We start from the raw sequence: 26741 nt of genomic DNA, 5'->3' as shown, positions 1-26741 counted from the left end.
CCCGGTTGGCTGAGTTAACCAACTGTTTGGTTGCTAGCGCTAGGCAACCACGGCTGCGCCAAGCTGTCAACCAACTGGTTGGTTGCCACTACCAACCGGTTGGTTAGGATGGGGGAGTGGTGAGGGACAAGGAAGCGACCAAGGCCAAGCTCCTGGACGCCGCGCTCGACGAGTTCGCCGAGTACGGCATCGCCGGTGCGCGCGTCGACCGCATCGCGGCGAAGGCCGGGTGCAACAAGGCGATGATCTACGCCTACTTCGACAGCAAGGAGGGCTTGTTCGGCGAGCTGTTGAAGATCCAGATCGACCGCGTCGTCCAGTCCGTGCCGATCACGCCCGAAGACCTGCCGGGCTACGCGGGCCGGTTGTTCGATGCGTACCGCGAGGAGCCCAAGCTGCTCAGGCTCGCGGCGTACCACCGGCTGGAGAACGGCTTCGACGCTCTTCCGGAATCAGAGGCCGAGGCGTACCGGCACAAGGTCGAGGCGGTCGCCCAGGCCCAGCTGGAAGGCAGGATCACCGCGGCGTTCAACGCCACGGACCTGCTGGACCTGGTCGTGCACATGTCGATCCTCGCGTTCAGCACCCCGAACGCGAACAGGGACCTCGTCGTCCGCTCGGTCGAGCGGCTGATCGCGGAGTGATCAGGGGCGGCGCAGCAGGTAGGTGTCCATGATCCAGCCCTTGCGCTCACGGGCCTCGCCGCGCACCGCGCGGATCTGGGCCGCCACGTCCCCGACCCGCCCCGACACCAGGATCTCGTCCGGCATCCCGAGGTAGGCGCCCCAGTAGATCCACGTGTCCGGGTCCACGCCCTCGAACGAGTACGACGCGTCCAGCATCACGGCCACGTCGTCCACATCGGACGGCCACCCGGCGGCCAGGCGGCGGCCGGTCGTGATCTGCACCGGCTTGCCGACCTGGTTCAGCGCCACCCGGTGGCCCGCGGTCAGGGCGGCCACCGACGTCACGCCCGGGACGACCTCGACCTCGAACGACTCGCCGCGGGCCAGGAGGTCGTCGAGGATCGCTAGGGTCGAGTCGTAGAGCGACGGGTCGCCCCACACCAGGAACGCTCCGACCTCGTCCTCGCCCAGTTCGGAGAACAGCCCCAGGACGACGTCGGCGCGGTCGCGGCGCCAGGCGTCGATCGTCGCCTGGTAGTCGGCGGGGTTGCGGTCGCGTTCCGGGTCCCGGCCCTCGACCCAGCGGTACGGGCGCGTCACGTGCTCGGTGAGGATCGACGCGCGCAGGTCGACGAGCTCCTGCTTCACGGAACCCTTGTCCAGCACGAAGTACACGTCGACCGTCTGCAACGCCTTGACGGCCTGCACCGTCAGGTGGTCGGGGTTGCCCGCGCCGATGCCGATGACCAGGATCTTTCGCACCGGCCCACACTAACTACAGCGGGTGCTCGCCGAGGAGCCGCGAGGTCCTGCCTGTGCGGGGACTCACCTCAGCGGGACTGGTGGGCGAGCACGTGCAGGATCCTGACCGGTTTCTTCGGTGCGCCGTCGAGCAGGCCGTCCGGCTGCGGCACGATCCCGGCCTTCACGATCCGGTCCAGCGTGTCCATGCCGTGGGTGACGTGTCCCATCACGGTGTAGAGCGGCTTGATGTTGGCGAACGAGTGCACGATGAAGAACTCGCTGCCGTTCGTGCCCGGTCCCTGGTTCCCGTAGGCGATGGTGCCGCGCGGGTAGGTCTCCTTGCCGGTCACCTCGTCGGCGAACCGGTAGCCGGGCCCGCCCTCCTCGGCGCGGTAGATGTCGCCGCACTGCAGCACGCCCAGGCGCGTGGTGTCGGTCAGGCGCCAGCACTGCGACATCGTGTAGAACCAGCTCCGCGCCAGGTGGGCGAAGTTCTCCACGCCGCACGGGGCGTTCGCGCGGTCGAGGTTCGCGACGACCACGCCGTAGTTCGTCACGATGGTGACCTTGACGGTGCCGCGGGCGGGCACGACGGCGCTGGGCGGCTGGACCGGGCGGGCGGCCGGGTTGTCCGGCGTCGGGATGAACTCGCACCGCGCGGTGGGAGTCGCCGGTGCGGCGGATGCGACCGGGGCGAGGACGACCATCATCAGGACAGCGAGCAGTAGCCTCATGCGGACTGACCGTAGCCGCCTCATAACCCCTTGTCAGCCCACCTGGGTCAGGGCCTCCCGCCGCTCGGCGGGTGCCCGGCGCCGGGGCTTGCGCTCCAGCCACCACTGCGAGGCCAGCAACGGGATCGTCCACCCCGTCCACGTCGCGATCCCCGCGATCGTGTTCGGCAGCTCGGCCTCCGGAACGCTGTCCGCCAGCAGCACGAACGCGATCGCGCCCCAGATCCGGTTCGTGATGATCGAGATCGTCAGCACGAAGCTGCGGATCATCCACTTGCGGTGGTCGCCGAACCTGCGCTGCCGGGCCGCGCGCCACGCCAGCAAGGTGAACGTCAGCCACAGCACCGCGAGCAACACGTTGCTGACCATCGCCACCGGCCCGAACGGAGTCATCCAGCCGATGACCAGGCCGGCGAGACCGGACGGCAGCACGCCGGCCAGCACGTAGACACGGCCGATGCGGCGGTGCCACATGGGAAAGCGGCCACGGAACCACGGCCAGATCTGCACCACGCACGTGATGATGGCGATCGACGCGCAGACGACGTGCACGACGAGCAGGGGGTAGTGCGGTCCCCAGTCCGACTGCACGCGCGACTGCAGACGATCACCGGTCAGGTACGGCGGCAACGAGAAAGCCACGAACGCCACCACCACGAACGCCAACGGGCCCACCCAGGGCTTGCGCAACCACGTCATGGCGCCACCATGGCCGCCCTCGCTGACCGATCGCGCACCGCTCGCTGACGTGCCTTCCTGACACCCCGCGCTCACCGCATCTGCAACTTGCACACGAGCAACGGTCAACCACGAACTTCATGCAACCCGTTCGCCGGCCATCAGGTCGGAAATATCAGTGGCACAAGGTGCACGAATCACCGTCGAGCAGGGAAAAGTCGTGCGAAAATCCAGAGGGGCGCCACCCGTCGCAGTTGGTGGAAAACAGAACAGGGATTTGCGGTAGCGTCCGTAATGGTGGGTCACCTCATTGGAGTAACGACGGTGCCGCGATCATCCGGAGTCGGGCATCATCACCTGGCTCGACCGATGTCGTAGAACGAGGGGTCTCGTGTGACCATCTTCCGTGCCGGCCACCCAGCAGCGTGGTGGGCGTACCTGGTGGCGGGTCACCTGCTGCTGGGCGTCTACTACCTGATTCCGGTGAGCCCTGCGGGGACATCGGGGCAAACGGTACGGGTGGTGCTCTACTGCACGATCAGCGCTTCGGCCGCGATCGCGACATTCGTGGGTGTGAAGCGCAACCGTCCCCAATGGAGGCGGCCGTGGGTGTTCCTCGCACTCAGCCAGGTCGTTTACGCGATCGCCGACCTGACGTTCTACGCATCGCACTACATCTTCGAGTACACGGTTTACCCCTCGTACGCGGACATCTTCTACCTCGGGCATTACCCGTTGATGGTCGCGGGCGTGATCCTGCTCATCCGCCGCCGCACCCCGGGCCTCGACCTGCCGAGCCTGCTCGACGCCGCGGTGCTCGCGGTCGTCGCGGGGATGGCGTCCTGGCTCTACGTCATCGGCCCGCAGGCCCGCCTCACCTCGCCGGTCCTGGTGAAGATCGCGTCGCTCGGCTACCCGATGATGGACCTGGCGCTGTTCGTGGTGGCGCTGCGGCTGATCTTCGGGGCAGGTCCCCGGCCGCGCGCGTTCGTGCTGCTGACGTGCAACCTGCTGGGCATCCTGACGGCGGACACGATCTACGTGCTGCAGCGCCTCGACGGCAGCTACCACGCGGGCAACTTCCTCGACGCCATCTGGCTGTCGGCGAACCTCTGCATCGGCGCCGCGGCGCTGCACCCGACGATGGCGCGGCTCGTCGACCGCGCGCACGTCAAGGACGTCGGCCTGAGCCGCGGCCGGATCATCGCGCTGTGCTCGGCCGCCCTCGCCGCGCCGGTCCTGATGCTGGTGCACGACGTCGGCCAGTCGTCGCAGGACGTCCTGGTGATCGCCGCCGGCAGCGCGCTGCTGTCGTTGCTGATCATCGCCAGGCTCGCGGGGCTCGTCGCGGACCAGCGCAAGCTCGCGATCACCGACAGCCTCACCGGTCTGCACACCCGCAGGTTCTTCGAGGCCCAGCTGCCGCTCGAGATCTCCCGGGCGCGGCGGGGCGACGGGTCGGTCGCGGTGTTCATCATCGACGTCGACCGCTTCAAGTCGATCAACGACAACTACGGCCACCCCGCCGGTGACGACGTGCTGATGGAGGTCGCGGCCCGGCTGCGCGCGGCGTCGCGGGCCGGTGAGGTGCTCGCCCGGTACGGCGGCGAGGAGTTCGCGCTGCTCGTGCCGGACGCCGGGCCGGGCAGGCTGTCCGTGATCGCGAACCGGCTGCGCGAACGCGTCGCGGAGAAGCCGATCCCGGTCAACGCGGGCAACGACGACATCCCGCTGTTCGTCACGGTGTCGGTCGGCTCGGCGAGCTTCCCGACGCACGGCGACGGCCCCGACGACATCGTGGTGATCGCGGACCGCGCCCTGTACGCGGCGAAGGCGGCCGGCCGCAACAGGATCGCGGTCGGTCCCGAGCCGCTGCCCGCGGTCGACCCGGACACCGACGGCGCGATGGCGGAGTTCCTCTGCCAGGTCGCGGACCGGGTGGACGGCTGGCTGCACCGCTACGACCACAGCCGCTCGGTGTCGCGCTGGGCCGGGGTGGCGGCGGGCGAGTTCGGGCTCGACGCGCCCACCATCCGGGTCACCCAGCTCGCCGGGCGCCTGCACGACATCGGCAAGGTCATCATCCCCGAGGTGGTGCTGACCAAGCCCGGCGCGCTGTCGGAGGAGGAGTGGCGGCTGCTGCGCCAGCACCCCGACTTCGGCTACCGGCTCGCGCGGATGGTGCCGGGGTTCGCGGGCGTGGCGCACGTGATCAGGCAGCAGCACGAGCGCTACGACGGCGCCGGCTACCCGGACGGGTTGCGCGGCGCGGACATCCGTGCGGAAGCGAGGATCCTGTCCGTGTGCGTGGCGTGGGCGGCGATGAGGTCGAACCGTCCACATCAGACCGCCTTGGACGAGAACCGTGCGCGGCGCGAGCTCTGGTCCGGTCGCGGGCAGCAGTTCGATCCGGACGTTGTGGACCTTTTCCTCGATCTGCACGAACAAGGCAGCATCGGGACGTTGCGTCCGTCCGGTTTGTCCATTCAGGAGGCCGGCTTCCCGGCGGACTTCCGTCCATGATCGACTGACCGTGCCATGCTTCGCGCATGAGCACGGAGTTCGCCATCCCCGCCGAGGTCCCGAGTCCGGAACGGCCGGCCCCGCCGGGTGGCCCGCTCGGCAGGTGGCTGCTCGCGGACCGCGTGGCGCCGTCGGGCCCGGAGAGCCACGAGTCGCACGCCAAGCCGCACCCGTGGTGGAAGGTCATGACGCTCACCGGCGTCGACTACTTCTCCACGCTGTCGTACCTGCCCGGCATCGCCGCGCTGGCCGCCGGCGCGCTGTCCCCGCTGGCGACGTTGCTCATCGTGGCGCTGACGCTGCTCGGCATGCTGCCGATGTACCGGCGGGTGGCGCGGGAGAGCCCGAACGGCCAGGGGTCCGTGGCGATGCTGGAGGACCTGCTGCCGTTCTGGCGCGGCAAGATCTTCGTGCTGGTGCTGCTGGGGTTCGTGGCGACGTCGTGGATCATCACGATCACGCTGTCCGCGGCGGACGCCTCGGTGCACGCGCTGGAGAACCCGTACGTGCCGGAGTCGTTGCACGGCGCAGAGCTCTGGCTGACGATCGTGCTGCTGCTGATCCTCGGCGGCGTGTTCCTGATGGGCTTCAGCGAGGCCGTGAGCGTCGCGATCCCGTTGGTGGCGGTGTTCCTCACCCTGAACGCCGTCGTGGCCGTGGTGGGGCTCGTGGACGTCTTCGCGACGCCGGACGCGCTCGATCGCTGGATCTCCGCCCTCGGTGCGCACGGCGACGGGTTCTTCGGGGTGGTCGGACCGGCGATCCTCGCGTTCCCGCTGCTGGTGCTCGGTCTGTCCGGCTTCGAGACCGGCGTGAGCATGATGCCGCTGGTCGCGGCGTCCGGTGAGACGCGGGAGCAGCGCCTCGAGAGCCGGATCCGCAACACCCGCAAGCTGCTGACGACCGCGGCGCTGATCATGTCCGTGTACCTGGTCGCGACGTCGTTCATCACGACCGTGCTGGTGCCGCAGGAGAAGTTCGCGCCGGGCGGGCCCGCGAACGGCCGTGCGCTGGCGTACCTCGCGCACGAACTGCTCGGCGAGGTGTTCGGCACGGTCTACGACATCAGCAGCATCCTGATCCTGTGGTTCGCCGGTGCCTCGGCGATGGCCGGTCTCATCAACATCGTGCCGCGGTACCTGCCTTCCTACGGCATGGCACCGGAATGGGGCCGCGCCGTTCGTCCCGTCGTGATCGTCTACACCGTCATCTGCATCATCATCACGATCATCTTCAACGCCGACGTGAACGCGCAGGCCGGCGCCTACGCCACCGGCATCCTGGCGATGATGGTGTCCGGATCGTTCGCGGTGACGGTGTCCGCGTGGCGCAAGAGGCAGCGCGGCGCCGGGATCGGGTTCACCGTGCTGACGCTGGTGCTGCTGTACGCGCTGGTGGAGAACGTCATCGAGAAGCCCGACGGCATCACCATCTCGATCGGCTTCATCATCGGCATCGTGGTGATCTCCCTGGTGTCACGGGTCTCCCGGACCACCGAGCTGCGCGTCGAGAAGATCAAGTTCGACGAGACCGCGCGGAGGTTCGTCACCGACACGATCACCCACGACGGGCAGATCACGTTGATCGCGAACCGCCGCCAGGCCGGTGACAAGGAGGAGTACGACGAGAAGGAGACCGAGCAGCGCGGCATGAACCCCGTGCCGGGCTCCGCGGACGTGATCTTCCTGGAGATCGACATCGTCGACCCGTCGGCGTTCAGCAACGTGCTGTGCGTGTCCGGCGTCGAGGTGGACGGCCACCGCGTCCTGCGCGCGTCCGCCCCCGCCGCCCCGAACGCGATCGCCGCGATCCTGCTGGCTTTGCGCGACTCGACCGGCGTCATCCCGCACGCGCACTTCGAGTGGTCGGAGGGGAACCCGCTGGGGCACCTGTTCCGCTACCTGATCCTCGGCCGCGGCGACACCCCTCCGGTCGTACGGGAGATCATCCGCTCGGCTGAATCGGATCCGACCCGACGGCCACGCGTGCACGTCAGTTAGCTGGAAGACTTCCCCTGTACGTCCGACTAAGGGGGAAGGACGCTCAAATGTTCCGCAAGTTGTTGGTACCACTCGTTGTCCTGGGCACGGTCGCGGCAGGTGTCGCACCAGCCGCCGTCTCCACCGGGACCCGTCCAGTGCGTTCGTGCGCCGATCTGGTGCGCTCGTTCGACGTGCCGGACGCCCGCACCCACGTCACGTCGGCCACTGTTGTCGCTGGTGCGGTGGAGTTCTGCGACGTGCGCGGCACGATCGAACCGAACGTGGGCTTCCAGCTGAAGCTGCCTGTTCGCGGTTACCAGGGCCGGTATCTGCAGTACGGCTGTGGCGGATTCTGCGGGATCATCGGCGATCCGGCCTTCCCGTCCGGCTGTGGCCCCGCTTTCGGTGACGCCGCGGTCGCCGCGACCGACGACGGGCACCGGTCGTCGATCGAGAACCCGTTCGACACGACCTGGGCCGCTTCGAACCAGAAGGCCCGTGACGACTACTTCTTCCGCGCACCGCACGCGTTGTCGAAGGTGTCCAAGCACATCATTTCGGTGTTCTACGGCAAGGCGCCGAAGAAGTCGTACTTCAGCGGGTGCTCGAACGGTGGCCGCGAGGGGCTGTTGCTCGCCCAGCGCTACCCGCGCGACTTCGACGGCATCATCGCGGCCGCGCCGGGTGCCTACTACACCGCGCTGATCGGCTACCAGGCGTGGATCGCGCGCAACACCATCCCGAACGACAAGCTCTTCCTGTTGCACGGCGCGGTGATGGCGGCGTGCGACGGTCTCGACGGCCTGGTGGACGGCCAGATCGACGACCCGCGCCTGTGCAGGTTCGATCCGGGCACGCTCGCGGGCCAGTTGACCGACGACGAGATCGCCCGCGTCCGCAACCTCTACGCGGGCCCGTCCGACCGCGGCGTCCGCCTCTACCCCGGCGGCCAGCCGTACGGCTCGGAGATCTCGTGGACGTTCTGGCTCAACCCGTCGCCGGGTCTCGGCCGGGGGGTGGCCCCGGAGCTGGCGGACAACGGTCTGAAGCACCTCGTCTACCCGATCGGCGAGCCGCACTCGTCGCTCGAGTCGTTCGAGTTCACGGTCCGGGAGTTCCGCCGCCTGGTGCCCGAGACCGTCAAGGCGAACTCGCTCTCCCTGGACCTGCGCGCGTTCCAGCGGGCCGGAGGCAAGCTGATCATCTGGCACGGCGCCGGCGACCAGGGCATCCCGTTCGAGGGCACGCTCGACTACTGGCAGCGCCTGACCGGCGGCAGGAACCCCTCCTGGGCAAGGCTTTTCGTGGTGCCGTCGATGTGGCACTGCGCCGGCGGCGACACCCTGACCGACTTCGACCCGTTCCGCGAACTCGTGTCGTGGGTCGAAGGCGGCCGGGCGCCCGATCGGATCATCGCTTCCGGACGTGACTCCGACGGCAACGTCGTGCGCACCCGTCCGGTGTTCCCGTACCCGTTGCGGGCCAAGTACTCCGGCTCGGGCTCGGTGGACGACGCCGCGAACTTCGTGCCCGCACCGGGCTTCGGCTTCCGCGACCGAATTCGCTGGGCAGGGGAGGACCTCTACCGGTCCGGCCCCGTCGCGCCCTAGCGGAACCTGTGGATGGCGGCGGTGATGGCCTTGTCCATGCTGTTGCCCTCCATGATGACGTGCCCGGCGTCGTTCAGGACGACCAGTTCGGCGTCGGGCCACCGCTTCGCGATCTCCCAGGCCGTGTACAGGGGTCCGCCGAAGTCGTTGCGCCCGTGGATCAGGATGCCGGGGATTCCCCTAAGCGCGTTAAGGTTGTCGAAGATGTAGGTGGGCTCCAGGAAGCAGTCGTTGCCCCAGTAGTGGGACACGGTCCGCGCGAGCCGGTAGCGCTCTTCCGGGTTGTCGTACCGGGTGCCGGTGAAGTCGTTGTCACCGCCGGTGATCGTGGACAGGTCCCACTTGCTCCAGTCCCAGGCGGCTTTGTACCTGACCTCGGGGTCCGGCGAGTTGAGGAGCCTGTTGTAGGCCGCAGCCAGGTTGCCGTCGCGGTCATGTTCGGGGACACCGTCGCGGAACGCGTCGAAGTGGTCGGGGAAGAACATGCCGAGCCCTCGGGTGATCCACTCGAGTTCGACGGGGCGGCCCGCGGTCACCGCCGGGATGATGATCTCGCTGACCCTGGTGGGGTGCTGGATGGCGTAGGCGAGGATGAGGGTGGAGCCCCAGGAGCCGCCTACCAGCATCCACTTGTCGATGCCCAGATGTTCGCGGAGTTTCTCGGCGTCGTTGATCAGGTGCTGGGTGGTGTTGTGTTCCATGCTGGTCAACGGGTCCGTGGCAGATGGAGTGCTACGGCCGCAGCCTCGCTGGTCCCAGAGGATCAGGTTCCAGTGGGTTGGGTCGAAGTCCTCGCGCCAGCGCGGGTTCGAGCCGGAGCCGGGGCCGCCGTGGAAGACGCAGGCGGGCTTGCCGGTCGGGGTGCCGCTGGCCTCCCAGTGGATCTGCTGGCCGTCGCCTACGTCGAGCATGCCTCGGGCGTAGGGCTCCACCTGTGGGTACATGCCGGGGAGGGTATTGGGGGCTCGGGTTGGGGCCGACTGGTTTTCGGTGCTGGGGGAGGGCGATCCGGGCAACGCGCAACCACGCCGCCGCACTCGCTGCCGCCCCCGCATACGCCGACACGCCCACTGCCGCGGCGGCCGTGGACGTGTGTGGCGTACTGGTCGAGTGGGTCGAGTGGGTCGAGCGGGTCCCGCTGCGACGTCAGGACTTCTGCTTGGCGCTGATCTGGTCCAGGACCTCGGTCTGCGACACGATGATCTTGCCCGCCAACGCCTTCGAGCCGATGTGCTCGCCCTTGGCCTGGGCGTCCTTGGCCATGTCGACACCACTGCGGAGGTGGCGGGAGAGGGTGGCGAGGAACAGGTCGTCGTACTGCTTGCCGGTGGCGGACTTCAGGGCCTCGACGTCCTTGACGGTCATCATGCCCGCCATCTTGTGCGTGGCGTTGGCGTCGTCGCCCGGCACCTGGATGTTCCAGCTGCGCAGGTAGGTGGCCATCTGCTCGATCTCGCCCGCTTCGGCGGTGGCGATCTTGTCGGCCACGTTGACCACGAAGTCGTCCTTGGACTTCTCCATGGCGACCTTGGCGATCTCGATCGTCTGGCGGTGGTGGGGGATCATCCGCAACGAGAACGTCGCGTCCGCCTCGTTGGCCGCCGGTTCGCCCGAGCCGCCACTGCCGCCAACAGACGAACAGGCCGTCAGCGCAAGCAGCCCTAGCACGATGATGAGCAGACGCGCTCGCATGAAGTCTCTCCCGTTTCTCGGTTCCCTGCCGAGGGATACGGGTGGTCGAAGTGTCCGGTTCAGCGAAAGTTCCGCAGCCTAAGTGGTTGGGTGCGATCCGAGTGCGGCGACCACGGCCTGGACCACGTCCGGGTGGCCCAGCGGGAGGGGTGCCTCCACGTCGTTGGTGTGGTGGATGACCTGGGCGAACGTGGCTTCCACCGGGACCTCGGGGTCCACCAGCAGCACGGAGCGCACGAGGTTCGGATGTGCCGCCACGAGCTCGATGACGTCCGCGGCGATGGGGCCGCTCGCGACCACGTCCAGCACGGTCCTGGTGTCGTCGCGGTGCCTGGACAGCAGCTCGTCCACTGTGGACTTCCAACCCGGTGCGGCGGGGACGCGCAGCCACACGATGCGCACGTCGGACGTCAGCGGCCGCCAGGTCGCGGGGATCTCGTTGTGCACCGCCTCTCCTGCTGGATCGATCACGAGGACCGTTGCGGCGCCTGCGGGTCCGTCGGAGACGACACCGGGGCCTGCCATCCTGCTGGGCTCGTCGAAATCGCGCATGCGGTGGGGATACCCAGTGTGTGACGACTCCTAATCAGTGGGCTGATCGGTCCCCTCCGGTGACCCGAATGGCGGAGCGCGGGGCCAGTGCACTTGCGTGAACTTGTTGCCATGAGCCATTTTTCGTCCATGTTCGGTGGTCTCTTGACCACTTTCTGAACCTCGGTTTATGGTCTAGACCACAGACCGAAACTGGATCGGAGAGCGATCTAGAGCGCTCCCGGTTCCCGCCCCCTGCCTACGGGTCCATCCCGTTTGGGAACGATCCAAGGAGTTCGGACCAAATGAAGAACATGCGCAAAGCGGCGCTCGTCCTGGCCGCTGTCCCAGCAATCGTGCTCATCACGCCGGTCGGTTCGGCCAGCGCGCACGGTTACGTGTCCTCGCCTGCCAGTCGATCCGCGCAGTGTGCCCGTGGCGACGTCGCCGAGAGCCTGTGCGGCCAGGCGAAGTACGAGCCCCAGAGCGCCGAAGGCGTCAAGGGCAAGAAGAACTGCAGCGGCGACAACGGCGCCTTTGCCCCGCTCGACAACGACTCACTGCCCTGGAAGGTCACCAACACCGGTCAGACCCTGTCTCTGACCTGGACCTTCACCGCCCGGCACGCCACGCGTGACTACGAGTACTTCATCGGCAACACGCGCGTCGGCTACGTCGCCGGCAACAACCAGCAGCCGAACAACCCGACCACGCACAACATCAACCTCGGCGGGTTCTCCGGCCGCCAGAAGCTGTTCGCGGTCTGGAACATCGGCGACACGGTGAACGCGTTCTACTCGTGCATCGACCTCAACATCAACGGTGGTGGCGGCACGACCCCGCCTCCCACCACCACGACGACCACTCGTCCGCCGACCACCACCACGACGACCACGACGACCACGCAGCAGCCGCCGGCCGGTGGCACCTGGGCGGCGAACACGTCGTACGCGGTCGGCTCGACCGTCACCTACGGCGGCTCGTCCTACCGCTGCCGTCAGGCGCACACCTCGCTGACCGGCTGGGAACCGCCGAACGTGGCGGCGCTCTGGGAGAAGATCTGATCTGATGAAGCGCCTGGTGATCGCTGTCGCGGTCCTGGCGCTGGCGGGGTGCGGCGGAGAGGCGGTCGTGCCGGAGGGCCAAGGAGCCCACGGGCACGGCGCGTCCTCCGCCGCACCACCCGTTCCCGCAGCCAGCGCGAGGTTCAACGACGCGGACGTGACGTTCGTGCAGATGATGGTGGACCACCTGCAACTCGGCATCAGCCTGTCGCAGGTGGGGCTCGCGAAGGCGACCGGCAAGGAGGCCAAGGACCTCGCGGGCGCGATCGACGTGACCCAGCGCGAGGAGCTCACGATGCTCAAGTCGTGGCTGAAGCTCTGGGGCAAGCCGGAGGGCGACGGCGCCAACCTGCACGCCGCCCACGGTGGTCAGCCGCTGCTCGACGACAAGGTCATCAACGAGACCAAGGAGAAGAGCGGGCCTGAGTTCGACGCGCTCTTCCTCAACCTGATGACAGGCCATCAGGGAGCGGGCGTGGAGATGGCGCTCGACGAGAAGAAGGACGGCATGAACCCGGAGACCACGGCCTATGCCGATCGGGTGGTCAAGACCCGGCAGGGCCAGATCGAGCAGATGCTGAAGATCATCAGCGGACCGTAGGCGTTCGGTCAGCGGCCCGGCGTTGCATTCCCGAGCATGGACGTACTGATCTCGGGAGCGGGAATCGCCGGGCCCGCGCTGGCCCACTGGTTGACGCGCTTCGGCATCTCCGCGGTGGTGGTGGAACGCGCGCCCTCGTTGCGCGCCGGCGGCCAGGCCGTCGACTTCCGCGGCGAGGCGCACCTGTCCGTGCTGAGGCGGATGGGCGTGCTCGACGCGGTCCAGGCCGCGCGAACGTCTCCGCGCGACATGGTGTTCCGCGACACCGCGGGACGTGAACGGGCACGGCTGCCCGCGTCGTTCACCGCGGGGGACGTTGAGATCCTCCGCGGAGACCTCTCACGCCTGCTGTACGAGCACACCGCCGCCGACGTGGAGTACGTGTTCGGCGACTGGATCACGTCGCTGCACGACGACGGTGCCGGCGTCGACGTGACGTTCGCACGCGGTCAGTCCCGGCGGTTCGACTTCGTGGTCGGTGCGGACGGGATGCGGTCCGGCGTGCGGCGGCTCGTCTTCCCCGAGTACCGGCCGAAGTTCCAGGGCTACTACTTCGCGATCTGGGACGTGGACGGCGACGACCACGACCTGACGTGCTCGCCCGGAGTGCTGACGGCGCCGGGGTGGCTGATGTACAAGTCCTCCGTACCGCCCGAGCTGATGCCCGAGGAGATCGTGGCGCCCGGCGTCTACTTCGACTCGATCAGCCAGGTCCGGATGCCCGCGGTGAGCGCGGGACGGGTCACGCTGATCGGCGACGCCGGGTACGGGTCCACGTTGGGCGGCATGGGAACCGGCCTCGCGGTCGTCTCCGCCTACGTGCTGGCGGGGGAGATGGCGGCGGGCGGCGACGCCTTCGCCCGGTACGAGGCCCTGATCGGCCCCTACGCGCGCGGCTGCCAGGGCAACCCCGGCCCGTTCCTCGCGCCGGGCACCAGGCTCGGCATGTGGGTGCGCGACCGGATGTTCGGCCTGCTGCCGAAGATGCCGATGGTCGCGCGCACGGACATGAGGGCCGCCACCGCGATCAAGCTCCCCGAGTACGGAGCAGTTCCTCGAGCACCTCGTTGACCTGCTGCTTGGCGGCCGCGTGCATCCACCCGAACCCGAGCTCCCGCTGGGCCTCGCGCAGCAGGAGCTCCGCCCGCGCCGGATCACCCCGGCGCTGGGCGATCTTCGCGAGGCCGGTGTTGGCGAGCGCTCGGGTGGCCGACAGGCCTGCCTCCGTCGCCTGTTCCAGGGCCTGGAGGTAGTCGCGTTCCGCCGCGGCCTCGTCGATGTCGAGCAACCGGTCCGCGCGACGAGCCCGGAGTTCGGCGAGTTCTTCCTTGGCACCGAGTTCCGCGACGACCCGGAGCGCCTCGTCGGTCAGCGCCAGGGCTTCTGCCGGGTCCTCGGTGAGGTTGGCCAGCACGTCCAGGACCTGGGCCGAACCCCAGCGCTCGCCCAGGTCCTGGAACCGCCGCAACGCCACGCGGGACTCCTCGATCGCTCGCTCGCGGTCGCCGCTCGCGGCCCAGGCGGTGTAGGCGTTGCTGAACCCGATGAGGCCCTGGATCCACGGGTCCTCACTGCTCTCCACCTCGTCCTGCAACGAGGTGCGCGGGGCGGACGGGTCGGGCGGGCCGCTGAGCATGGCCCACGCGATGAGCACGAACGGTTGCCTGATCGGGCCGCGCAGTTCGAGGAGCTTGTCCTGCACGCGTTCCGGGGCAGCGAGGGCGAGCAGGACTGCGTACTCCTCTGTGGACTGTTCGGACACGCGGGCGAGCAGTTCCTGTGCCACGCCCCGGACTTCCGCGCGGTTGCCCTTCACGTACCAGTACCAGGCGAGGTCGCTGACGAGCCGCAGCGCGCGGTCCGGTTCGAACGACGTGGTCCAGGCGACGGCCTGCATCAGGTTCGCGTGCTCGGCGGTCAGCCGGGCGAACCAGCGCACCTGATCACGTTGGCGCAGCTCGGGATCCGCACGGCGAGCCAGGTCGTGGAAGTACGCGGCGTGGGCGGCGTCGACGCGCTTGTGCTGCGAGCAGAACTCGCGGATGGTCTCCAGCATCCGGTAGCGCCCGTCCACGGCCTCCACCAAGGACTTGTCCACCAACGCGTCGAGCGTCTCGAGGTCGTGCCGGCAGACCTCCTCGACGGCCTCCAGGGTCGCCCCGCCGCTGAACGTCGCGAGGCACGCCGCCAGGTCGCGTTCGTCCTCGGTCAGCAGGTCCCAGCTCCACTCCACGACCGCCCGCAGCGTCTGGTGGCGGGGCGCGGCGGCCCGGTTTCCCTTGGTGAGCAACCGGAAGCGGTCGTTCAGGCGGTCGGCGATCTCCTCGGTCGTCAACGTGCGGGTGCGTGCCGCCGCGAGTTCGATCGCGAGCGGCAGGCCGTCCAGCTCCCGGCAGATGTCGACCGTGTGCTGATCCCGCACGAACGCGGCGTTCACCAGTCGGGCGCGGTCGGCGAACAGCGCCACGCTCTGCTCGGGATCGAGCGGCGGCACCGGGCACAGCGTCTCACCGGTGATGCCGAGCGCCTCCCGGCTCGTGGCGAGGATCCGCAACGACGGGCACGTGCTGAGCAGGTGCTGGGCCAGCCGGGCGGCCTGGACGACCAGGTGCTCGCAGTTGTCCAGGATCAGCAACGCGTCGCGCTCGCGCAGCGCCAGCGTCAGGCGTTCCTCCGGCTCCAGCACCGTCTCCTTGAGCCCCAGCGCCTGCAGCGTCGCCGCGGCCACGTCCTTGGCCGGCGCCAGGTCCACGAAGATCGCACCGGGACCCGCGGCCTGCAGCGCGAGCCTCGTCTTGCCCGCGCCTCCAGGGCCGGTGAGCGTGATGAGCCGGGAGGACAGCGAGGCGATCCGCGCGAGCTCCGCCTGCCTGCCCACGAACTTCGTCAGCTGGGCCGGTAGTTCGCGGTGGGTCTGACCGCGCAGGACCTGCAGGTGCACGGCGCGCAGTTCGGGTGACGGGTCGGTGCCCAGCTCGTCGGCCAGCAGAGCGCGTGCGTCCTCGAACGCCTGCAGCGCCTCGGCTTGCCGGCCCTGCTGGTTGAGCGCCTGCATCAGGTACCCGCGCAGCCGTTCGTCCAACGGATTCCGCCGCACCAGGTCCTGGACCTCGGCGACATCGGCCCTGCCGAGCCGGATCCGTGCCGCGACCAGCGAACCGGTGGCCGCGGAGCGTTGCTGTTCCAGGCGGGTCGCGTGGTCCGGCAGGGCGACGTCGGCGAGCGCCGGGCCGCGCCACAGCCGCAGTGCCTCGGACAGAAGGGATTCCGCCGCCTGCGGGTCACCCTGCTCCAACGCCTGCCGGCCTTCCGCGCTGAGCACGACGAACCGGTGCGCGTCGACCTGGGAGGCGGGCAGCGCCAGGCGGTACCCGGCCGGGTGGAACTCGATCAGCGTCGCGTCCCCGAGTGCCCGGCGCAGGCGCGAGACCTGGCCCTGCAAGGCGTTCGCGGCGTCCGACGGCGGTTCGGAGCCGTAGAGCTCGTCGACCAGGCGGTCGAGCTGGACGATCTCCCCCACCCGGATCGCCAGCAGCGCCAGCAGGGTGCGCGGCCGTGGGCCACCCACCGCGATCTTGCCGTCCGGGGAGTGCGCCTCAACGGGCCCGAGAATGCCGACGTGCACGGTGTCAGCGTACGAAGCGGCCGGGACTCGTACCCAGCACACGGCGAAAATGGCGCGTGAGGTGCGACTGGTCGTGGAACCCGGCCAGCACCGCCACCTCCGCGGCCGGTCGTCCGTCGACCAGGTGACCACGCGCGAGGTCCACCCGGCGGCCCGTCAGGTACTTGTGCGGCGGCAGTCCGAACTGACGGCTGAACGCCCGCACGAGGTGCGTAGGACTGGTCTGCAGTTCCGCAGCGGCCTCCGCGAGCGTGATCCCCGACGGCAGCGAGGCGTCCAGCAGCTGCCGCAACCGGTCGGCGAGCGTCGGGTCCGCGTGCACGACGGGTGCCGTGCCGGCGAAGTGGTGCCGGAGGCGTTCGGTGATCAACGAAAGCCGGCTGGCGGCCTCGAACGGTTCGTCCAGCACCAGGTGCAGCTGGTGGATCCGGTGGCGCAGCAGCGGATCGGGCAGCATCGGGGTGTCGACGGCCTTGCCGATCAGGTCGGCCGGCAGCGCCGCGTCGTCCAGGTACAGCACGCGTTTGCGGAAGCCCGTGGACAACGCTGAACGGCCGTCGTGCGGCACGTGCGGCGGCAACAGCGTGACGCCGGAGACGAGCGCGCCGTGTTCGTGACGGTCCAGTTCGTACCGCACGGCTCCGGTGTCGAGCACCATCAACGTCCACGCGTCGTGCGTGTGCGTTGGGTAGACGTGCGTGGTGAACGACGCGTGGAAGGCCTCCTTGATGCCGTCCACCGCCGGTCTCCACGCGGTGACGCTCATGTCAGGAACGTACAAGACGCCGGACCGGAGTGCCCGCGATCGTGTGTCCATGTTCGACACCAAGATCGCTGTGCTGCTGCGGGACGACCTGGCCGGCTGGCAGGCCCTGAACGTCACCGCCTTCCTCGTCAGCGGGCTGCCCGAGACGCTCCGCGGCGAGCCCTACGTCGACGCTGACGACGTGCACTACCTGTCCATGTTCGGCCAGCCCGTGGTCGTCCTGCAAGGCTCCGCGGACCTGCTGAAGAAGGCCCACGAGCGGGCCCTGAACCGCAGCCAGCCGATGACCATCTTCACCGCGGACCTGTTCGCGACGGGCAACGACGACGACAACCGCGCGGCCGTCCGCAAGGTGCACACGCAGGACCTCGACCTGGTCGGCATCGCGGTCCACGGCCAGAAGAACGCCGTCGACAAGATCTTCAAGGGCGCCCGGATGCACCCCTGACGAAACCGGGTTCTAATGCCCGAGTGATCAAGCTGCTCCGGATGGCCGTGTTCCTGCTGGTGCTTTCGGCGGAGATGTACCTGGTGGTCGTGCTGGGGGACAGGTTCCGCCCGTTCGACCACTTCAGCTTCTTCACCGTGCTCTCGAACGTCTTCGCGGCGGTCGTGGCGTTGCTGGGCGTGTTCAACCCGGTGTCGGCGCAGATCAGGGGCGCGGCCGTGCTCTACATGGGCACCACGGGCATCGTGTACTGGCTGCTGCTGCGGGACATCGACGTGCAGACACCTGCTTATGCGAACTGGGTGTTGCACACCATCGTCCCGATCCTCGTGGTCGCGGAGTGGCTGCTGGCGGCGGAACGGACCAGGCGGGCGTGGCTCTGGCTGTCGTTCCCGCTGGCCTACCTGGTGTACACGCTGGTCAGGGGCCCGATCGTGAACTGGTACCCGTACCCGTTCATGGATCCGCGCACCCACGGTTACGGCGCGGTGTTCCTGAACTGCCTGGTCGTCACGATCGTCTTCGTCGCGCTGGCGTTCGCGGTGTCCTGGGCAGGGAACAAATTGGCCCAGAAACAGCGGGAGTCCTTGTCCCACAGCTAGGGCCAATCGCCGCCCTACGGTCGGAACATGACCAGGCGACTCGCGTACGCGCAGCTGACGAACTCGATCGGCGACGGCGGCTTCCTCGTCGTCTCGGCTCTCTACTTCACGCAGGTCGTGGGCCTGAGCGCGGCGCGGGTCGGCCTCGCGCTGACCCTCGCCTGGGGAGTCGGGGCCGTTGCCGGAGTCGCTCTGGGCCACGTCGCCGACCGCCTGGGCCCGCGCACCACCGCCGTCGTGCTGGCGTTCGCCACGGCCGCGAGCATCGGAATCCTGCTCGTCACGCGGGACTTCGCCGCGTTCGTGCTGATCATGTGCCTGTACGCGAGCTTCCAGAGCGGCCTGCAGGCGTCCAGGCAGGCCCTGCTCGCCGGCCTCACCACGCCAGAGGAACGCACACGGGTTCGCGCGCGCATCCAGTCGACGGCCAACGCGGGCATCGCGATCGGTGCGGCCGCGGGCGGGTTCGCGCTGCACCTCGCCACCGAGGCCGCCTACATGGCCGTGTTCGTGCTCGACGTCGTCGCGTTCCTCATCGCCGCGGCGATCCTCAGCACTCTGCCCGAGACCCTGATGACCAGGGCGAAGGGCAAGTTCGACGTCCTCAAGGACCGCCCGTACGCGCTCATCACGCTGATCAACGCCGTGATGCTGCTGTACATGCCGCTGCTGAGCCTGATCATCCCGTTGTGGATCGTGCAGCGCACCGAGGCGCCGACGTGGCTCGCGGCGGGGTTGCTGGTCCTCAACACCGCGGCCGTCGTGCTGTTCCAGGTCAGGATCGCCCGTCGTGCCGACGGCCTGGACCAGGCGTCGAAGCTCGTGAAGCACGCCGGACTGATCATGCTCGCGTCCTGCGCGGTGTTCGCCACTACGGCGTTCAGCTTCGGTGCCTGGCCCGCGGCGGCCTTGCTCATCGCGGCCGCCGCGTTGCAGGTGCTCGGCGAGATGATGCTCGCCTCCGGGGCGTGGGAGATCAGCTTCTCCCTCGCGCCCGCCGACCGGCAGGGCCAGTACCAGGGCTTCTTCGCGACCGGGACGGCCGTCGCGCGCATGGTCGGCCCCGCCCTGCTCACCACCGTCGTGCTCGGCTGGGGCGCCATCGGGTGGGTGCTGGTCGGCGGGCTCTTCGTCGTGGCCGGTTACGCGATGGGACCCGCGGTGCGCTGGGCGCGCGAGAAGAACTCCACCAGTTCCGGTGCCATGACCGACGACTTGTACATGTGCGTCTGACCGGGCAGCGTCCTGTGGTCGGCTCCCAGCACCTCCGCGACGTTCTTCATGGCGTTGCGGAGGTACTCGGGGCTCTTGCCGCCGTCCATCGCGAGCGTCGGCACCTTGACGTTCCAGCGGTTCGTCGGCAGAGGTGTCCCGCGGCCGTCGTCGCCGAGGATGCGCAGGTCCCACCTCAGCGTGTGCGCGACCGGCTTCAGCTTCTTCCACATCGGCGTCAGCTTCATGACCGCGAGCCCGATGCCCGGCACGCCGACCATCTTCATGAACGTCGAGAGCATGCCGGAGCGGTCACCACGCGCGAGCATGTCGTCCATCTGCGCCACGATGTCGGCCGGGCGCGGCTTGTACGTGTCGTCCACGACGAACGGCGCCTCGTAGAGCGCGAGCCGGGAGATGCCGGGCAGCCGTGACGCGGCCTCCATCGCCAGCACCGCGCCCGAGGACACGCCGAAGACGAACGCGCTGCCGCCGGCCTCCCCGATCACGGCGTCGATGTCCTCGACCTCGCGCTCGAGCGACCACGGCGTCGCGCCGTCACCGGTCTCGCCACGCCCGCGCCGGTCGTAGGTGTAGACGGTGAAGTTCTTGTCCAGCACCGACGCGAGTTCCGTCGCCGGGCCGAACATCCGGTGGCACATCGCGCCGTCCACGATGACCAGCGCGGGACCGGAGCCGGTGATCGAGTAGGCGACCTCGGTGCCGTCGGCGGAAGTCGTGAAGCGCGTCATTTCTGCTCTCCCAGCGTGCTGTCGAGGAAGTTCTGCCAGTCCTGCTCGGACTCGTCGCCTTCGAAGATGTTGTGCGCCGCGATGACCGGGCCGAAGAACCCGCGCATGAAGCGGTAGATGCCGTGCTCGGTGCGCAACGCGACCGTGTGGGCGTTGCGGTGGAACTCGACGGCGTCCGGGAGCTTCTCGCCGATCGCCGCGTCGAGCTTCTTCCAGGCCTCGTCCCAATCGCTGACCATCGGCCCGAAGACTGTGAGCGGACGGGCCGTGCGGCCGGGGAAGTGCGTCAGGTATTCGAGCAGCGTGCGCCGGAACAGCGCGCCGCCCAGCGTCATCGCCTCGAACTCGTCGGCCCAGTCGTCGCCGGGCAGGAACCCGCTCGTGACCATGCGGAGCACGGTGCTGCTGTGGTCACGGCCCTCGACCAGGAACTCGTAGGCGATGAACCTGCCGTCGGGCGCCTTGCCGCTGTTGTACGCGAAGTGCCGCAGGGGATCGGACGCGGTGACCTCGCTCGTCGGCTCGTACCCGCCGAAGGCCATCTTGACCTGGCCGTTCGCGACCTCGTTGCGGCCCATGAACCACGAGTCGATGCCTGGTCCCGTCGCGATGGCCGTCCAGACGTCCTCGACGGAGGCCGGCACCTCGATCTCGTCGGTGCTCGTGAACTCGTGGCCCATCTGCTCTCCCCTTCTGATTCGTGGATGGTCCCATCCTGCTACCGACAATTCCTCTCGTCAAGACAGTGAGACTAGTCTTGACAAAAAAAGTTGTCGGTGGTTCCGTTCTGGCCACACCACGAACTGGAGGAACCCCATGTCCCGCATCGCCTGCGGCGTCGTCGCCGGTCCGCTCTACCTCGTCGTCGGGTACGCCCAGGCGTTCACCCGAGAGGGCTTCGACCTCGCACGACACCCGTTCAGCATGCTCAGCCTCGGCTCGCTCGGCTGGATCCAGATCGCCAACTTCGTGGTCAGCGGCGCGCTGTTCCTGGTCGCCGCGACGGGCATGGCCGAGCACTCGAAGTGGGGAGCAAGGCTGATCGGCCTGATGGGCGTGGGGATGATCCTCGGCGGGGTGTTCGTCGCCGATCCGGCCATGGGGTTCCCGGCTGGGGCACCCGACGGCCCGCCCGCGTCGCTGTCCTGGCACGGCGCCCTGCACGCGGCCGCGTTCGGGCTCGCGATGATCGGCTGGATCGGGGCGTGCTTCGTGTTCGCGCGTAGGCTCGGTGGATGGCTGGCAGTGATGAGCGGCCTGACGGGCGTGCTCCTGGTGGCGCCGATGGCGTTCCTGGGCAACCCCGGTGGGACGGTGCTGCTCTACGTGGTCGCGACGATCGGCTGGGTGTGGACCTCGCTCGTGTCCCTGAGGCTGAGCCGGCCTGCCTTCTCGAGCTGATCTGCCCGGAGTGCGGGCGCGTCACCACCGACGAGCACGCGCCCGGTTGCGAGGCCTGTCAGACGAGCTGATGCGCGTGCATCTTGCTGATGTCGTAGGAGACGCCGCAGAAGGTGCACTGCAGCCCGTACTTGCTGCTGATGGTGAACAGCGGGATGAAGAAGACGGTCGGCTTCGTGTAGCGCCGGAACAGGTTGTGCGCGGCCTGGTGGTGGCAGTTCCCGCACACCAGCGTCAGCATCCGCAGCTGCTCGATCGTCGTCCGCCAGCCGAAAATGACCACTTGTTCTCCTTCTGCCCGTTGTTCTTCTGACGTGTGGGGTGCCCCCTGAGTTGCAGCCGGACGCCTGAATTCGGAAGGTGGACGGGTGGACACCCTGCTGCGGCCCTGGACGCCCGCCGACGCCCCGGTCATCCTCGCCGCGGCGGGCGAGGAGATGATGGCCCGCCAGTTCACCGCCCCGATCGACTCGCTGTCCGCCGCCGAGGACTGGATCGCCCTGCTCACGGCCCGGCGCGACGACGACGCCGCCTACTCGTTCGCGGTGCTGCACGAGGGCGTGCCCGTGGGCAACGTCGCCGTGTCGAGCGTGGAACGCCGTCACCTCACCGGGTGGATCTCGTACTGGATGCGCGAGGAGGCACGCGGACAGGGGCTCGCCACGAAGGCCTGCGTCGCGGTCAGCGAGTTCGCCTTCTCCGAGCTCGGCCTGTTCCGGTTGGAACTCGCCCATCGCGTGGACAACCCCGCCTCCTGTCGTGTCGCGACCGGGGCGGGTTTCGCCGTGGAAGGAGTGGAGCGGGCCCGGTTGCTCTACGACGGCGTCCGGTACGACACCGAAACCCACGCACGGCTCGCCACGGACTGAGGTTCACGTCGCGATCAGCCGGGTAACCGGGAGCGCATGAGCGACGTGCAGGCCGAGCTGCTGCTGACTTTGACCAAGGTCGCCAAGGTCTTACGTGGAGCGGAGATCCCGTTCGCCCTGACCGGTGGTTGTGCCGGTTATGCGCGCGGAGGGCCCGTGAGTGAGCACGACGTCGACCTCCTGGTGAAGGAACAGGACGTCGAGGAAGCCGTGCGGGTGCTGGTGGAGGCAGGACTGCGCGGCGCGGAGCCGCCGGAGGACTGGCTGCTGAAGGTCTACGACGGCGATTCGCTGGTGGACCTGTTGTTCCGGCCCAACGAACGGCCGGTGACCGACGAGGTCCTCGCGATGGCGGAGGAGATGCCCGTCGGTTCGGTGATGCTGCCGGTCATGCCGGCGACGTTCGTGCTGAGCAGCAAGCTGCTCGTGCTGGACGGGCACCGCTGCGACTTCAGCGAGCTGTTGCCGTTCGCGCGGGCGTTGCGAGAACAGATCGACTGGGACCAGGTGCGCGAGGAGACCAAGGACTCCCCTTACGCCGAAGCGTTCCTGATGCTCATCGAACGTCTGGACATCATCGGGAGGGGCCATGAGTTCCGAGCAGTACCTGGCGGCAAATCTGCGTAGGGCGGTGGCCGAGGATCCGCGCACCGCGGAACTCGGCGTCCGGGTCACCGTGCGCGGTGACCACGTGATGCTCTCCGGCGACGTGGCCTGCGCGGACCGCCGTGCCGCGCTGGAGAAGGTCCTGCACGAGGCCGCCCCAGAACTGACGATCTACAACGACGTGCGCGTGACACCTGCGGGCGAGCCGGAGGGTGAGGAGGACCTGCGATGATCCGAGTCGCTGCGGTCGGGGACATCCACCTCGGCGAGGACATGCGCGGGCACCTGCGGCCGGCGTTGGAAAAGGTCGGCGAGCACGCGGACATCCTCCTGCTGGCCGGGGACCTGACGCGGCACGGCACGGTCGTCGAGGCCGAGGTCGTGGCGGACGAGTTCGCGGACCTGCCGGTGCCCGTGGTCGCCGTGCTCGGCAACCACGACCACCAGGACGACAAGCCGCTCGAAGTCACCAAGACGTTGCAGGACAAGGGCATCCACGTGCTGGAGGGTACGACGTTCACCCATCGGGTCAACGGGTGCTCGATCGGCGTCGCGGGCGTGAAGGGGTTCGGCGGCGGTTTCGCGGGCAAGTGCGGGAGTGCGTTCGGCGAACGTGAGATGAAGGCGTTCATCCAGCACACCTGCGACATCGCCGAGACGCTCGAGGGCGCGCTGTCCGAACTGGACACCGACATCAAGGTCGCGCTGACGCACTACGCGCCGGTGCCGGACACGTTGCGCGGTGAGCCGCTGGAGATCTACCCGTTCCTCGGCTCGTACCTGCTCGGCGAGGCCATCGACAAGACCGGCACGGATCTCGCGGTGCACGGCCACGCGCACTTCGGCACCGAGCAAGGGCTGACGCCGGGCGGGGTGCGGGTGCGCAACGTCGCGCAGCCGATCATCCGGTCCGCGTACACGGTCTACGTGATGGAGGGCAGCTCGTGACGACGACCGTCGGGGACTTCGTCGTCCAACGCCTGCGTGACTGGGGCGTGCGGCAGGTCTTCGCGTATCCGGGTGACGGCATCAACGGGATCGTGGCCGCGTTCGGCAAGGCGGACAACGACCCGAAGTTCGTCCAGACCCGGCACGAGGAGATGGCCGCGTTCGCCGCTGTCGGCTTCGCGAAGTTCAGCGGCGACGTCGGTGTGTGCCTGGCGACGTCCGGCCCCGGCGCGATCCACCTGCTCAACGGCCTGTACGACGCGAAGCTCGACCACGTGCCGGTCGTCGCGATCGTCGGCCAGACCGCCCGCACCGCGATGGGCGGCAGCTACCAGCAGGAAGTCGACCTGCACTCGTTGTTCCGCGACGTCGCCTCGTTCCTGGTCGACGTGACGGTGCCAGAGCAGCTGCCGAACGCGCTGGACCGGGCGATGCGGACGGCTCAGGCCGATCGCGCACCGGCGGTGCTGATCATCCCGAACGACGTGCAGGAGCAGGAGTACGCCGCTCCCAAGCACGAGTTCAAGTACATCCCGTCGAGCCCGCCGTCGCGTCCTTCGTCGTCGGTGGTGCCCGCCCTGGACGACGTCCGGCGTGCGGCCGAGGTGCTCAACAGCGGCGAGAAGGTCGCCATCCTGATCGGTCAGGGTGCCCGCGACGCCGCCGAGGAGGTGCGCGCGGTCGCCGACCTGCTCGGTGCCGGTGTCGCGAAGGCGTTGCTGGGCAAGGACGTCCTGCCCGACGACCTGCCGTACGTGACCGGGTCGATCGGGCTGCTCGGCACCCGGCCGTCGTACGAGATGATGCGCGACTGCGACCGGTTGCTGATCGTCGGGTCGAACTTCCCGTACTCGCAGTTCCTGCCGCAGTACGGGAAAGCACGCGGCGTGCAGATCGACGTCGACGGCCGGGCGATCGGCATGCGCTACCCGACCGAGGTCAACCTCGTCGGCGACGCGCGGGAGACGTTGCGCGCGCTGATCCCGTTGCTGGAGGAGAAGACCGACCGCTCGTGGCGCACGACGATCGAGGAGAACGTCGAGCGCTGGTGGGAGGTGATGGAACGGCAGTCACAGGTGCCGGCCGACCCCGTCAACCCGATGCGGATCGTCTCCGAACTCTCCAAACGCCTGCCGCACAACGCGATCATCACCGCGGACTCCGGTTCCGCGACGAACTGGTACGCGCGACTGCTCAAGATCCGCGGCAACGTCCGGTCCACGCTGTCCGGCACGCTGGCCACGATGGGCTGCGCGGTCCCGTACGCGCTGGGTGCCGCGTTCGCCCAGCCCGACCGGCCGTTGATCGCGTTGGTCGGCGACGGCGCGATGCAGATGAACGGCATGGCGGAGTTGCTGACGCTGCGGCGATACGGCATCCGTTGCGTCGTCTGCGTGTTCCACAACAACGACCTCAACCAGGTCACGTGGGAGCTGCGGGCGATGGGCGGGGCGCCGAAGTTCGAGGAGTCGCAGACTCTGCCGGACATCTCGTACGCCGCCTTCGCCCGGTCGATCGGCCTGCAGGGCATCGAGGTCAACGACCCGGCGCAGCTTGGCACGGCGTGGGAGACCGCACTCGCGTTCGACGGCTCGACCGTTCTCGACGTGCGCTGCGACCCGAACGTGCCGCCGATCCCGCCGCACGCGACGTTCGAGCAGATCAAGGACATGACCGAGGCCGTGTTGCGGGGCGACCCCGACGCGTGGGACGTGCTGCGCCGCGGCCTGCAGACCAAGATCCAGGAGTTGCTGCCGTGAAACTGGGCTATTTCCTTTCCTCGGAAGAACACGGGCCGCGCGAGCTGGTCCAGAACGCCCGGCTCGCCCAAGAGCACGGCTTCGAGGCGTTGTGGATCTCCGACCACTTCCACCCGTGGAACGACGAGCAGGGCGAGTCGCCGTTCGTCTGGGGCACGATCGGCGCGCTGTCGGAGGCCGTGACGCTGCCGATCACCACGGCCGTGACGTGCCCGATCGCCCGCATCCACCCGGCGATCATCGCCCAGGCCGCCGCCACCGCGGCCGTGCAGACCGAGGGCCGTTTCGTGCTCGGCGTCGGCAGCGGCGAGGCCCTGAACGAGCACGTGCTGGGCGACCGCTGGCCGTCCGCCGGCGTGCGGCTCGAGATGCTGGAGGAGGCGATCGGCCTCATCCGCACGCTGCACCAGGGCGACGAGGTCACGCACCACGGCAAGCACTACACCGTGGAGAACGCCCGCATCTACACCGTGCCCGAACGTCCGGTGCCGATCTACGTCTCGGCGTTCGGCCCGAAGGCGGTCCGGCTCGCTGCCCGTTGCGGCGACGGCTACGTGAGCGTCGGCCCGACCGGTGACCTGGTGAAGCAGTACCGCGCCGAGGGTGGCCGCGGTCCGGCGCAAAGTGGCCTGAAGGTCTGCTACGGACAGTCCGAAGAGGACGCGGTCGCCACCGCCCACCGGTTGTGGCCCAACGACGCCCTGCCCGGCGAGCTGGCCCAGGTGCTGCCGTCACCCAAGCACTTCGAGCAGGCCTCGGAACTCGTGACGCCGGAGATGATCGCGAAGGCGATCCCGTGCGGCCCGGATCCCGAGAAGTACGCGTCGAAGATCAGGGAGTTCGCGGAGGCCGGGTTCGACGAGGTCTACGTGCAGCAGATTGGCCCGCAGCAGCAGGAGTTCTTCGAGTTCTGGGCGAAGGAAGTCAAGCCTCTGATCGATGTTTAGTCCCAGGTGTGCGCAGGGCA

At 68.7% G+C, this 26741-nt stretch carries 28 protein-coding genes; 17 read left to right on the top strand and 11 right to left on the bottom strand.

Annotated elements, in window-relative coordinates; all coding sequences use genetic code 11:
• Window positions 1-119: 119 nt before the first annotated feature.
• The gene (locus tag IEY88_RS08965) at window positions 120-644 is read left to right on the top strand and encodes a TetR/AcrR family transcriptional regulator (protein ID WP_229693197.1); all 525 of its coding nucleotides are present in this window, start codon (window positions 120-122) and stop codon (window positions 642-644) included.
• Here the strand turns inward: IEY88_RS08965 and cobF are convergent, their stop codons facing one another.
• From cobF to IEY88_RS08950, 3 genes are all read right to left on the bottom strand, one after another.
• On the bottom strand, window positions 645-1388 hold the full coding sequence (cobF, locus tag IEY88_RS08960) for a precorrin-6A synthase (deacetylating) (protein WP_189154135.1): 744 nt from the start codon (window positions 1386-1388) through the stop codon (window positions 645-647).
• Between the two features lie 68 nt (window positions 1389-1456).
• Window positions 1457-2104, bottom strand: a complete 648-nt coding sequence (locus IEY88_RS08955; protein WP_189154134.1) for a peptidylprolyl isomerase — start codon at window positions 2102-2104, stop codon at window positions 1457-1459.
• Window positions 2105-2137: 33 nt separating this feature from the next.
• On the bottom strand, window positions 2138-2803 hold the full coding sequence (locus tag IEY88_RS08950) for a DUF2306 domain-containing protein (RefSeq protein WP_189154133.1): 666 nt from the start codon (window positions 2801-2803) through the stop codon (window positions 2138-2140).
• 372 nt (window positions 2804-3175) lie between these two features.
• Here IEY88_RS08950 and IEY88_RS08945 point away from each other — a divergent pair, with 372 nt between their 5' ends.
• Genes IEY88_RS08945 through IEY88_RS08935 form a run of 3 tightly spaced genes read left to right on the top strand, consistent with a single transcriptional unit; the run spans window position 3176 to window position 8897 of the window.
• Entirely contained in the window at window positions 3176-5305 is a 2130-nt protein-coding gene (locus tag IEY88_RS08945) for a bifunctional diguanylate cyclase/phosphohydrolase (protein WP_229693196.1), read from the top strand.
• A gap of 26 nt (window positions 5306-5331) precedes the next feature.
• The gene (locus IEY88_RS08940; protein ID WP_189154132.1) at window positions 5332-7305 is read left to right on the top strand and encodes an APC family permease; all 1974 of its coding nucleotides are present in this window, start codon (window positions 5332-5334) and stop codon (window positions 7303-7305) included.
• A gap of 47 nt (window positions 7306-7352) precedes the next feature.
• A complete protein-coding gene (locus tag IEY88_RS08935) occupies window positions 7353-8897 on the top strand; it encodes a tannase/feruloyl esterase family alpha/beta hydrolase (protein WP_189154131.1) in 1545 nt (514 codons plus the stop codon).
• Here IEY88_RS08935 and pip read toward each other — a convergent pair.
• The 3 genes from pip to IEY88_RS08920 all read right to left on the bottom strand — a co-directional run bounded on the left by pip (window position 8894) and on the right by IEY88_RS08920 (window position 11141).
• Entirely contained in the window at window positions 8894-9841 is a 948-nt protein-coding gene (gene pip / locus IEY88_RS08930) for a prolyl aminopeptidase (RefSeq protein ID WP_189154130.1), read from the bottom strand. The genes IEY88_RS08935 and pip overlap by 4 nt on opposite strands.
• Before the next feature lie 202 nt (window positions 9842-10043).
• Window positions 10044-10589: a DUF305 domain-containing protein gene (locus tag IEY88_RS08925; protein ID WP_189154129.1), complete on the bottom strand. Its 546-nt coding sequence runs from the start codon at window positions 10587-10589 to the stop codon at window positions 10044-10046.
• A 78-nt stretch (window positions 10590-10667) separates the two neighbouring features.
• On the bottom strand, window positions 10668-11141 hold the full coding sequence (locus tag IEY88_RS08920; RefSeq protein WP_189154128.1) for a hypothetical protein: 474 nt from the start codon (window positions 11139-11141) through the stop codon (window positions 10668-10670).
• A 284-nt stretch (window positions 11142-11425) separates the two neighbouring features.
• Between IEY88_RS08920 and IEY88_RS08915 the strand changes: the two genes are divergently transcribed.
• Genes IEY88_RS08915 through IEY88_RS08905 form a run of 3 tightly spaced genes read left to right on the top strand, consistent with a single transcriptional unit; the run spans window position 11426 to window position 13856 of the window.
• Window positions 11426-12184 carry a lytic polysaccharide monooxygenase gene (locus tag IEY88_RS08915; RefSeq protein WP_189154127.1) on the top strand — a complete coding sequence of 253 codons (759 nt, stop codon included), beginning with the start codon at window positions 11426-11428 and terminating at the stop codon, window positions 12182-12184.
• Window positions 12185-12188: 4 nt separating this feature from the next.
• Window positions 12189-12785, top strand: coding sequence for a DUF305 domain-containing protein (locus tag IEY88_RS08910; protein WP_189154126.1), 597 nt, complete (start codon window positions 12189-12191; stop codon window positions 12783-12785).
• Window positions 12786-12821: 36 nt separating this feature from the next.
• On the top strand, window positions 12822-13856 hold the full coding sequence (locus tag IEY88_RS08905; RefSeq protein WP_189154125.1) for an FAD-dependent monooxygenase: 1035 nt from the start codon (window positions 12822-12824) through the stop codon (window positions 13854-13856).
• On the opposite strand, the gene IEY88_RS08900 is transcribed toward IEY88_RS08905, so the two are convergent.
• Together IEY88_RS08900 and IEY88_RS08895 are read right to left on the bottom strand one after the other, a co-directional pair.
• The gene (locus IEY88_RS08900) at window positions 13813-16410 is read right to left on the bottom strand and encodes an ATP-binding protein (RefSeq protein ID WP_189154124.1); all 2598 of its coding nucleotides are present in this window, start codon (window positions 16408-16410) and stop codon (window positions 13813-13815) included. The genes IEY88_RS08905 and IEY88_RS08900 overlap by 44 nt on opposite strands.
• Window positions 16411-16414: 4 nt before the next feature.
• A complete protein-coding gene (locus IEY88_RS08895) occupies window positions 16415-17176 on the bottom strand; it encodes a helix-turn-helix domain-containing protein (RefSeq protein WP_189154123.1) in 762 nt (253 codons plus the stop codon).
• Window positions 17177-17225: 49 nt separating this feature from the next.
• On the opposite strand from IEY88_RS08895, the gene IEY88_RS08890 reads away from it, so the two are divergent.
• The 3 genes from IEY88_RS08890 to IEY88_RS08880 are packed head-to-tail and all read left to right on the top strand — an operon-like array spanning window position 17226 to window position 19459.
• Complete coding sequence (locus IEY88_RS08890; RefSeq protein WP_229693195.1) at window positions 17226-17624, top strand: DUF2000 domain-containing protein; 399 nt, start codon at window positions 17226-17228, stop codon at window positions 17622-17624.
• 23 nt (window positions 17625-17647) lie between these two features.
• Window positions 17648-18226, top strand: coding sequence for a Pr6Pr family membrane protein (locus IEY88_RS08885; protein WP_189154121.1), 579 nt, complete (start codon window positions 17648-17650; stop codon window positions 18224-18226).
• A gap of 27 nt (window positions 18227-18253) precedes the next feature.
• The gene (locus tag IEY88_RS08880; RefSeq protein ID WP_189154120.1) at window positions 18254-19459 is read left to right on the top strand and encodes an MFS transporter; all 1206 of its coding nucleotides are present in this window, start codon (window positions 18254-18256) and stop codon (window positions 19457-19459) included.
• Here the strand turns inward: IEY88_RS08880 and IEY88_RS08875 are convergent.
• Together IEY88_RS08875 and IEY88_RS08870 are read right to left on the bottom strand one after the other, a co-directional pair.
• The gene (locus IEY88_RS08875; RefSeq protein WP_189154119.1) at window positions 19369-20190 is read right to left on the bottom strand and encodes an alpha/beta fold hydrolase; all 822 of its coding nucleotides are present in this window, start codon (window positions 20188-20190) and stop codon (window positions 19369-19371) included. The genes IEY88_RS08880 and IEY88_RS08875 overlap by 91 nt on opposite strands.
• Entirely contained in the window at window positions 20187-20870 is a 684-nt protein-coding gene (locus tag IEY88_RS08870) for an SRPBCC family protein (protein ID WP_189154118.1), read from the bottom strand. The genes IEY88_RS08875 and IEY88_RS08870 overlap by 4 nt, the downstream gene beginning before the upstream one ends.
• Window positions 20871-21006: 136 nt before the next feature.
• Here IEY88_RS08870 and IEY88_RS08865 point away from each other — a divergent pair, with 136 nt between their 5' ends.
• Window positions 21007-21591: a DUF998 domain-containing protein gene (locus IEY88_RS08865; RefSeq protein WP_189154117.1), complete on the top strand. Its 585-nt coding sequence runs from the start codon at window positions 21007-21009 to the stop codon at window positions 21589-21591.
• Window positions 21592-21649: 58 nt separating this feature from the next.
• Here the strand turns inward: IEY88_RS08865 and IEY88_RS08860 are convergent, their stop codons facing one another.
• Window positions 21650-21874 carry a zinc-ribbon domain-containing protein gene (locus tag IEY88_RS08860; protein ID WP_189154116.1) on the bottom strand — a complete coding sequence of 75 codons (225 nt, stop codon included), beginning with the start codon at window positions 21872-21874 and terminating at the stop codon, window positions 21650-21652.
• A gap of 85 nt (window positions 21875-21959) precedes the next feature.
• On the opposite strand from IEY88_RS08860, the gene IEY88_RS08855 reads away from it, so the two are divergent.
• The 6 genes from IEY88_RS08855 to IEY88_RS08830 are packed head-to-tail and all read left to right on the top strand — an operon-like array spanning window position 21960 to window position 26721.
• Entirely contained in the window at window positions 21960-22460 is a 501-nt protein-coding gene (locus IEY88_RS08855) for a GNAT family N-acetyltransferase (RefSeq protein ID WP_229693194.1), read from the top strand.
• A 36-nt stretch (window positions 22461-22496) separates the two neighbouring features.
• Entirely contained in the window at window positions 22497-23087 is a 591-nt protein-coding gene (locus tag IEY88_RS08850) for a nucleotidyltransferase family protein (RefSeq protein WP_189154115.1), read from the top strand.
• The gene (locus IEY88_RS08845) at window positions 23050-23298 is read left to right on the top strand and encodes a BON domain-containing protein (protein ID WP_189154114.1); all 249 of its coding nucleotides are present in this window, start codon (window positions 23050-23052) and stop codon (window positions 23296-23298) included. Before IEY88_RS08850 ends, IEY88_RS08845 begins: the two co-directional genes overlap by 38 nt.
• Entirely contained in the window at window positions 23295-24014 is a 720-nt protein-coding gene (locus IEY88_RS08840; protein WP_189154113.1) for a metallophosphoesterase family protein, read from the top strand. The genes IEY88_RS08845 and IEY88_RS08840 overlap by 4 nt, the downstream gene beginning before the upstream one ends.
• Window positions 24011-25774 carry a thiamine pyrophosphate-requiring protein gene (locus IEY88_RS08835; RefSeq protein ID WP_189154112.1) on the top strand — a complete coding sequence of 588 codons (1764 nt, stop codon included), beginning with the start codon at window positions 24011-24013 and terminating at the stop codon, window positions 25772-25774. The genes IEY88_RS08840 and IEY88_RS08835 overlap by 4 nt, the downstream gene beginning before the upstream one ends.
• A complete protein-coding gene (locus IEY88_RS08830; protein WP_189154111.1) occupies window positions 25771-26721 on the top strand; it encodes a TIGR03557 family F420-dependent LLM class oxidoreductase in 951 nt (316 codons plus the stop codon). The genes IEY88_RS08835 and IEY88_RS08830 overlap by 4 nt, the downstream gene beginning before the upstream one ends.
• The last annotated feature ends 20 nt before the right edge of the window (window positions 26722-26741 follow it).

The sequence above is a fragment of the Lentzea pudingi genome, from assembly GCF_014646255.1.
In the GTDB taxonomy this organism is placed as follows: Bacteria; Actinomycetota; Actinomycetes; order Mycobacteriales; family Pseudonocardiaceae; genus Lentzea; species Lentzea pudingi.
This window is presented reverse-complemented; position numbering and strand designations above follow the sequence as displayed.